Origin of the sequence: Chitinimonas sp. BJB300, from assembly GCF_002735695.1 — a bacterium.
Taxonomy (GTDB): Bacteria; Pseudomonadota; Gammaproteobacteria; order Burkholderiales; family Chitinimonadaceae; genus Chitinimonas.
Genome location: NZ_PDZH01000060.1, coordinates 21142 through 28114 on the forward strand (window position 1 = coordinate 21142; position 6973 = coordinate 28114).

The 6973-nt window shown below is 53.5% G+C and carries 4 protein-coding genes; 1 reads left to right on the forward strand and 3 read right to left on the reverse strand.

Annotation, left to right across the window (positions count from 1 at the left end; translation table 11 throughout):
* Positions 1 to 68: 68 nt before the first annotated feature.
* The 3 genes from infB to rimP form a co-directional block, all read right to left on the reverse strand.
* A complete protein-coding gene (infB, locus tag CSQ89_RS11875; RefSeq protein WP_099406373.1) occupies positions 69 to 2861 on the reverse strand; it encodes a translation initiation factor IF-2 in 2793 nt (930 codons plus the stop codon).
* 54 nt (positions 2862 to 2915) lie between these two features.
* Positions 2916 to 4388: a transcription termination factor NusA gene (nusA, locus tag CSQ89_RS11880; protein WP_099406374.1), complete on the reverse strand. Its 1473-nt coding sequence runs from the start codon at positions 4386 to 4388 to the stop codon at positions 2916 to 2918.
* A gap of 77 nt (positions 4389 to 4465) precedes the next feature.
* Positions 4466 to 4894, reverse strand: a complete 429-nt coding sequence (gene rimP, locus CSQ89_RS11885) for a ribosome maturation factor RimP (protein ID WP_099406375.1) — start codon at positions 4892 to 4894, stop codon at positions 4466 to 4468.
* 250 nt (positions 4895 to 5144) lie between these two features.
* On the opposite strand from rimP, the gene CSQ89_RS11890 reads away from it, so the two are divergent.
* Positions 5145 to 6833 carry an AMP-binding protein gene (locus tag CSQ89_RS11890; RefSeq protein ID WP_099406376.1) on the forward strand — a complete coding sequence of 563 codons (1689 nt, stop codon included), beginning with the start codon at positions 5145 to 5147 and terminating at the stop codon, positions 6831 to 6833.
* The last annotated feature ends 140 nt before the right edge of the window (positions 6834 to 6973 follow it).

The following is a 6973-nucleotide window of genomic DNA, read 5'->3' on the forward strand; positions in this document are numbered from 1 at the left end:
GACCCTCGGAGAGTCTGCGCCTGCCGATGTGCTGGAGTGGACGCACCTCACGTCACACTCCTCACACCTCACAGAGTGCGGGCCACTTCAACAATCTCGAAGACTTCCAACATGTCGCCTTCTTGGATGTCGTTGTAGTTCTTCAACTGCAGACCACATTCGTAGCCCGACTTGACTTCCTTGACGTCGTCCTTGAAGCGCTTGAGGCTGTCCAATTCTCCCTGGTGGATAACCACATGGTTGCGTAGGAGACGTACGCCTGCGCCGCGCTTGACCATACCATCGTGCACGAAACAACCGGCAATCGAGCCGATTTTGGACACCACGAAGACTTGGCGGATCTCGACCGAGCCGATAACCTGTTCTTTCTTCTCCGGTGCCAACATGCCAGACAACGCCGCACGAACCTCATCTACAGCATCGTAAATAATGTTGTAGTAGCGGATATCGACACCTTCATTCTCAGCCAATTTGCGGGCCATTGCATCAGCACGCACGTTGAAGCCAATAATGACCGCCTTGGAAGCCAGCGCCAGATTCACATCGGACTCGGTAATGCCGCCCACACCCGAATGCAGGATGTTGACGCGCACTTCGCTGGTGGAAAGCTTCTGCAGACTTTGCGACAGCGCCTCGAACGAACCCTGCACATCCGCCTTGATGATGATAGGTAGATTTTGTACTTCGCCCTCGGTCATCGAGGCCATCAGGTTTTCAAGCTTGGCAGCTTGTTGCTTGGCCAGTTTCACATCACGGAACTTACCCTGACGGAACAAGGCAATTTCACGCGCCTTACGCTCGTCAGCCAATACCATGGCATCTTCGCCCGCGTTTGGCACTTCAGACAGACCAAGAATCTCAACCGGAATCGACGGGCCAGCTTCATTGATATTCTTGCCATTCTCATCAAGCATGGCGCGAATCTTGCCGAATACCGCACCAGCCAAAACAGTATCGCCCTTCTTCAGCGTACCGGACTGCACAAGCATGGTCGCAACGGGACCACGCCCCTTGTCCAGGCGCGCTTCAATAATCAGGCCCTTGGCAGGCGCATCGATAGGCGATGTCAACTCCAACACCTCTGCTTGCAGCAGAATGGCATCCAGCAAACCATCAATATTGGTACCCATCTTGGCCGAAACTTCGATGAACTGAGTATCGCCACCCCAGTCTTCAGGCACAACTTCATGCGCCACTAACTCTTGGCGAATACGCTCAATATTGGCACCTTGCTTATCGATCTTATTCACCGCAACCACGATAGGCACCTTGGCAGCCTTGGCATGGTGGATAGCTTCAATCGTCTGCGGCATCACGCCGTCATCTGCCGCCACAACCAACACCACGATGTCAGTCGCGCTCGCACCACGGGCACGCATAGCGGTAAATGCTTCGTGACCAGGGGTATCGAGGAAGGTGATCATGCCCTTATCGGTTTCTACATGGTAGGCACCGATATGCTGGGTAATACCGCCGGCCTCACCAGCCGCCACTTTGGCGCGGCGGATGTAGTCCAGCAATGACGTCTTACCATGATCAACGTGGCCCATCACGGTTACCACTGGTGCACGCGGCAAGGCATCATGTTCCTGCTTCTCATCAACGCCCAGATAGGTCTCTGGATCGTCCAGTTTGGCAGCCCGAGCGACGTGGCCCATTTCCTCGACCACGATCATGGCCGTTTCCTGGTCCAGCACCTGGTTGATGCTAACCATCATGCCCATCTTCATCAGCGTCTTGATCACTTCATTGGCTTTGACGGCCATCTTGTGAGCCAAGTCTGCTACCGAGATAGTCTCCGACACATCAACTTCACGGCTGATAGGCTCGGTAGGCGCCTGGAAGCCATGCGCATTATCATCGCTAGCGCCTTTGTTACGGCCGCCCTTCTTACCACTCTTCCAAGCATTGGTAGAGGTATCACCACCGCGGGTCTTGAGACCGCCACGACGTTTGGCGCCATCACCCCATGCATCCTTCGCAGGTGCAGCTGCCGCGCCCTTCTTGGACTCGTTACCACCAGCGGCAGGCTTGGCTTCTTTTTTCGCTTCACCTGGCTTGCTAGGTGCGCGATGCAAGGTGTGATCCGCCGGTGCCGCAACAGGTTTGGGTGCCGCCGCCCGAATCGCTGCTTGCTGAGCCTGCAATGCTTGTTGCTCTTGTGCCGCCTTACGGGCGACTTCACGATCTTGCTTGGCTTTGATATCCGCAGCCTGGCGATCAAACAACGCACGTTGACGTGCAGCTTGATGGGCGCGCGAATCCAATTCCGCCTGCCCCAACACCTCAGCACGTGACAATGCCGGAGCAACTGCCGCAGCAGAGCCCCGAGCTTCAGCAACAGCCACCGACTGCGCTTCCAGAACAACTGCCTCTTCTACCAATGCAACTTCCTGTTCAGTAATAATTTCAAGCACAACAGGTTCCGGTTCAGGTTCCGGTTGTACGATTACAGGCTCAGATACCAACTCAACCATTGGTGCTTCAGCCTCAGCAACTTCGATGAGCGCTTCTGCTTCCACCGTCACTATTTCTGGCTCGGCCTCTGCCTTTGCCGTCATTGAGTCAGGCGTCAACAACACACGCTTTTTCTTTACTTCAACCTGGATCGTGCGGTTCTTACCTGTTGCATCCGACTTCTTGATCTCTGTCGTTTGCTTACGCGCCAAAGTCACTTTGGGCTTATCCATGACCTGGCCATGAACGCTGCGTAAGTAAACAAGCAACTTGGTCTTGTCCTGCTCGGTCAGCGGATCGTGCACGCCGGCCTTTTGCACGCCAGCCGCGTGCAATTGATCCAGTAAATGTTGCGGCGGCATTTTTAAATCGGCCGCGAATTGGCTCACGTTCATTTCTGTCATTCTGGGTCCCGTCTCCTTGCCGTGTCCGGCATAACTTCTGCTCGAACGCCTGGTTTATTCAAACCAGTGGGCGCGGGCGATCATGATCAATTGCTTGGCAGCCTCAGTATCGATATTGGTCATTTCCACCAACTCATCCACCGATAATTCAGCGAGGTCATCGCGGGTAGCGATTGCATGAGCAGCAAGCATGCGCGCGATCTCGGGGGTAATGCCTTCGAGATGCTGCAATTCTTCCACATCATGCTCAACCTGCTCTTCTTTCGCGATAGCCTGTGTTAACAGGGAATCACGAGCGCGACTGCGTAACTCATTCACCAAGGCCTCGTCGAAGCCATCAATGCCGAGCATTTCCTCTACTGGCACATAGGCAACTTCTTCCAGCGAGGAAAAACCTTCCTGCACCAGAATTTCAGCCACTTCCTCATCAACATCAAGCGCGGCCATAAACAGGCTACGTACCTTGGCGTATTCAACTTCGTGCTTCTGTTCCGCCTGCTCCAGGGTCATGATGTTGATATTCCAACCCGTCAATTCACTGGCTAAGCGAACATTCTGACCACCACGACCAATGGCCATGGCCAGATTTTCTTCATCAACAGCTACATCCATGCTGTGGCTGTCTTCATCCACCATGATCTTCTGGACTTCGGCCGGTGCAAGCGCACCAAGTACAAACTGCGCCGGGTCAGCAGACCACAGTACGATATCCACACGCTCACCAGCCAACTCGCCAGTAACCGCCTGAACACGTGATCCACGCATACCGATACACGTCCCTTGTGGGTCCACTCGCGGGTCGTTCGACTTGACGGCAATTTTTGCTCGCGCGCCAGGATCACGGGCAGCACCCCTGATTTCAATGAGACCTTCTTCAATCTCAGGCACTTCCAACTCAAACAACTTGGCAATGAATTCCGGCACGGTACGGCTAAGGATAAGCTGAGCGCCACGACCATCCCGGTCGATTTTAACCAAATAGGCGCGAACACGGTCCCCGACACGCAGATTTTCTTTAGGAATCATGTGCTCGCGTGGCAACTTGGCTTCCAGTTTACCCACTTCGACAATGGCGTTACCGCGCTCGATGCGTTTGATAGTGCCGGTGACCAAGTGTTCCTTGCGGTCCAGGAAGTCATTTAATATCTGCTCGCGCTCGGCGTCACGAATCTTCTGCAGAATAACTTGCTTGGCCGTCTGCGCTCCGATGCGACCGAATTCGATGGGTTCAAGCGGCACTTCATAAAACTCGCCAATCGCCAGCCCAAGGCTCTTCTCTTTCACATCGGTAATTGCGTACTGTCGCGCCGGCTCTTCGTGGTCGTTATCCTCCACGACCTCCCAGCGCCGGAAGCTCTCGTAATCGCCCGTGCTGCGATTGATCGCAACACGCACTTCCACATCATCCGTGTAGCGCTTCTTGGTGGCAGAAGCCAGTGCCATCTCAAGTGCGCTGAACACGATATCTTGCGCCACGTTCTTTTCACGTGCCAAGGCATCGACCAGCAACAGGATTTCACGACTCATTACTCGAATACCTCCAACCGATATTGCTTCAGGCTTGCGCCAAATCTCTCGAAAGCCGCCTTAGGCGGCACGCCGATTCAGAACACCGGCACCAGTTTTGCCTTGTCAATCTGCGCCAGCGGTACCGCCACGGTCTGATCCGCACTTACCGCTACGAGCACCGCCCCATCGGCGACACCCTTCAACTCACCCTGCACTGACTTCTTCCCATCTAGTGGCAAGCGCAGCTTGATCTTTACCTGTTCACCGGCAAACCGGACAAAATCAGCCTCTCGTTTAAGGGGCCGATCCAATCCAGGCGATGAAATTTCCAGCCGGTCGTAATCAATGTTCTCAACCAAAAACACACGGCTGAGGTGATTGCTCACCGCCACGCAATCATCCAGCGTGATGCCGCCCGCTTTGTCGATGAATACACGCATCAGGCCATTACGAGCCAATTCGAAATCGACCAACTCGTAACCGAGACCAACTAGCGTTGTGTCGAGAAAATGTTGCAAATCCATGATGCGTCGCGCCAATAAAAAATGGGCTTTTGAAGCCCACCCTGATGAAACTAGAAATGAAATTCCCGCTATTTTAACCACTTAGCGCGGGAAACGAAACCCCACAGAGGGGGATAAACATCCAACTACCTATCAGATTGGTACTTGGCGCAGCATATTCTATTCCGGTACAGTGCCAGCCCGGTCGCGCGCAAAGGCGCTCGGTTCAGGCCGCTCCGCGGTGCACAGAATAGAGAATATGGAGACAGTAATGGAAAAAATCTGGCTGAACCAGTACCAACAGGGCGTACCCGCAGACATCGACGTCAACGAATTTCAATCGGCCGGGGAAGTCTTTGAGCGAAGCGCCAGCAAATTCCGTGACCGGCCCGCCTTCAGCAATTCTATCAAATTTGCGCAGCGCACCATGAGCTATGGCGAAATTGATACGGCCTCACGCGATCTGGGCGCCTATTTGCAGCAAGGGCTGAAGCTGGGTAAAGGTGAACGGGTTGCTGTGATGATGCCCAATCTGCTGCAGTACCCGGTTTGTGTATTTGGCGCATTACGTGCCGGCCTGACTGTCGTAAACGTCAATCCGCTCTACACCCCGCGCGAATTGGAACATCAGCTCAAAGATTCCGGCGCCACCACGATCATTATCGTGGCCAACTTTGCTTATGTTCTGGCTGAAGTCATTGGCAAGACCCCCATCAAGAATGTGATCATCACTGAGATGGGGGACCTGCTGGGTTTCAAGGGCAGCATCATCAGTTTTCTGCTCAAGCATTTCAAAAAAATGGTGCCCGAATACACACTCCCCCAGGCCGTCAGCTTCAATAGTGCTTTAACTATGGGCAAAGGGCAGGAGCTTAAAAAGGTGGATGTCACCCATGAAGACATTGCCTTTCTGCAATACACCGGCGGTACGACTGGCATATCCAAGGGCGCCATGCTCACTCATCGCAATATCATTGCAAATATGCAACAGGCCCATGCATGGCTACGGCCCTTGATCGAAGAGGGCAAGGAGATCATTGTCTGCGCGCTCCCGCTCTACCATATCTTCTCGCTGACCGCGAACTGCATGACCTTCACGAAGATTGGGGGACAAAACATTCTCATCACCAACCCACGTGATATCCCTGCATTTGTTGAAGAGCTGACGAAATTTCCAATCACCTGCATGACTGGCGTAAATACGCTTTTCAATGCGCTGATCAATAACGCCGATTTCAAGAAGGTGAGCTTCAGCACCTGGAAGCTGGCGCTGGGTGGCGGCATGGCGGTACAAAAAGCCGTAGCAGAGAATTGGACAGCCGTTACAGGCGTACCCCTTATTGAAGCGTATGGCCTAACCGAGGCTTCGCCCGCCGTATGTATTAATCCAATGAATCTCAAAGTCTATAACGGCGCGATTGGCTTGCCTGTGCCTTCAACAGATATCCAGATCAGGGATACCGACGGTAAGGAGGTCGGCACCGAAGTAGCAGGCGAGTTATGGATAAAAGGCCCGCAAGTCATGAAGGGATACTGGCAGCGACCTGAAGAAACCGCCAAGGTGCTAGATGCTGATGGCTGGCTAGCCACTGGAGACATGGCGGTTGTGCACGCAGATGGTTTTGTAAAGCTGGTCGATCGCAAGAAAGATATGATCTTGGTGTCCGGTTTTAACGTCTACCCGAATGAAATCGAAGATGTCGTCGCCATGCACCCTGGCATATTGGAAGTCGCTTGTATCGGTGTCCCGGATGAGAAATCAGGTGAAGCAGTGAAGATTTTCATCGTGAAGAAAGATGCATCGCTCACGGAAAGCACCATCCTAGAGCACTGCAAAAAAAACCTGACTGGCTACAAAATGCCCCGGTCCGTGGAGTTTCGTAATGAACTGCCCAAGACCAATGTAGGTAAGATCCTCCGCCGCGCTCTGCGTGATGAAGAATTGGCCCGCACCAATTAGGCCGGTTATTTAGGTACTGATGTTACGCAGTAGCTGCGAGAAGCAGCTGTAACTGATCATAAGCCGCGCGGGAGGCGTTGATCAGTAACTTGCGGCAAAGTGCGAATGGGTTCTTCTGCGTCTTGATGCTCAGGCATTCA

What these genes read in the sequence shown, in the direction of transcription:
- nusA (WP_099406374.1), bottom strand. Translation starts at nt 4,388, where the DNA reads ATGAGTCGTGAAATCCTGTTGCTGGTCGATGCCTTGGCACGTGAAAAG.
- rimP (WP_099406375.1), bottom strand. Translation starts at nt 4,894, where the DNA reads ATGGATTTGCAACATTTTCTCGACACAACGCTAGTTGGTCTCGGTTAC.
- CSQ89_RS11890 (WP_099406376.1), top strand. Translation starts at nt 5,145, where the DNA reads ATGGAAAAAATCTGGCTGAACCAGTACCAACAGGGCGTACCCGCAGAC.
- infB (WP_099406373.1), bottom strand. Translation starts at nt 2,861, where the DNA reads ATGACAGAAATGAACGTGAGCCAATTCGCGGCCGATTTAAAAATGCCG.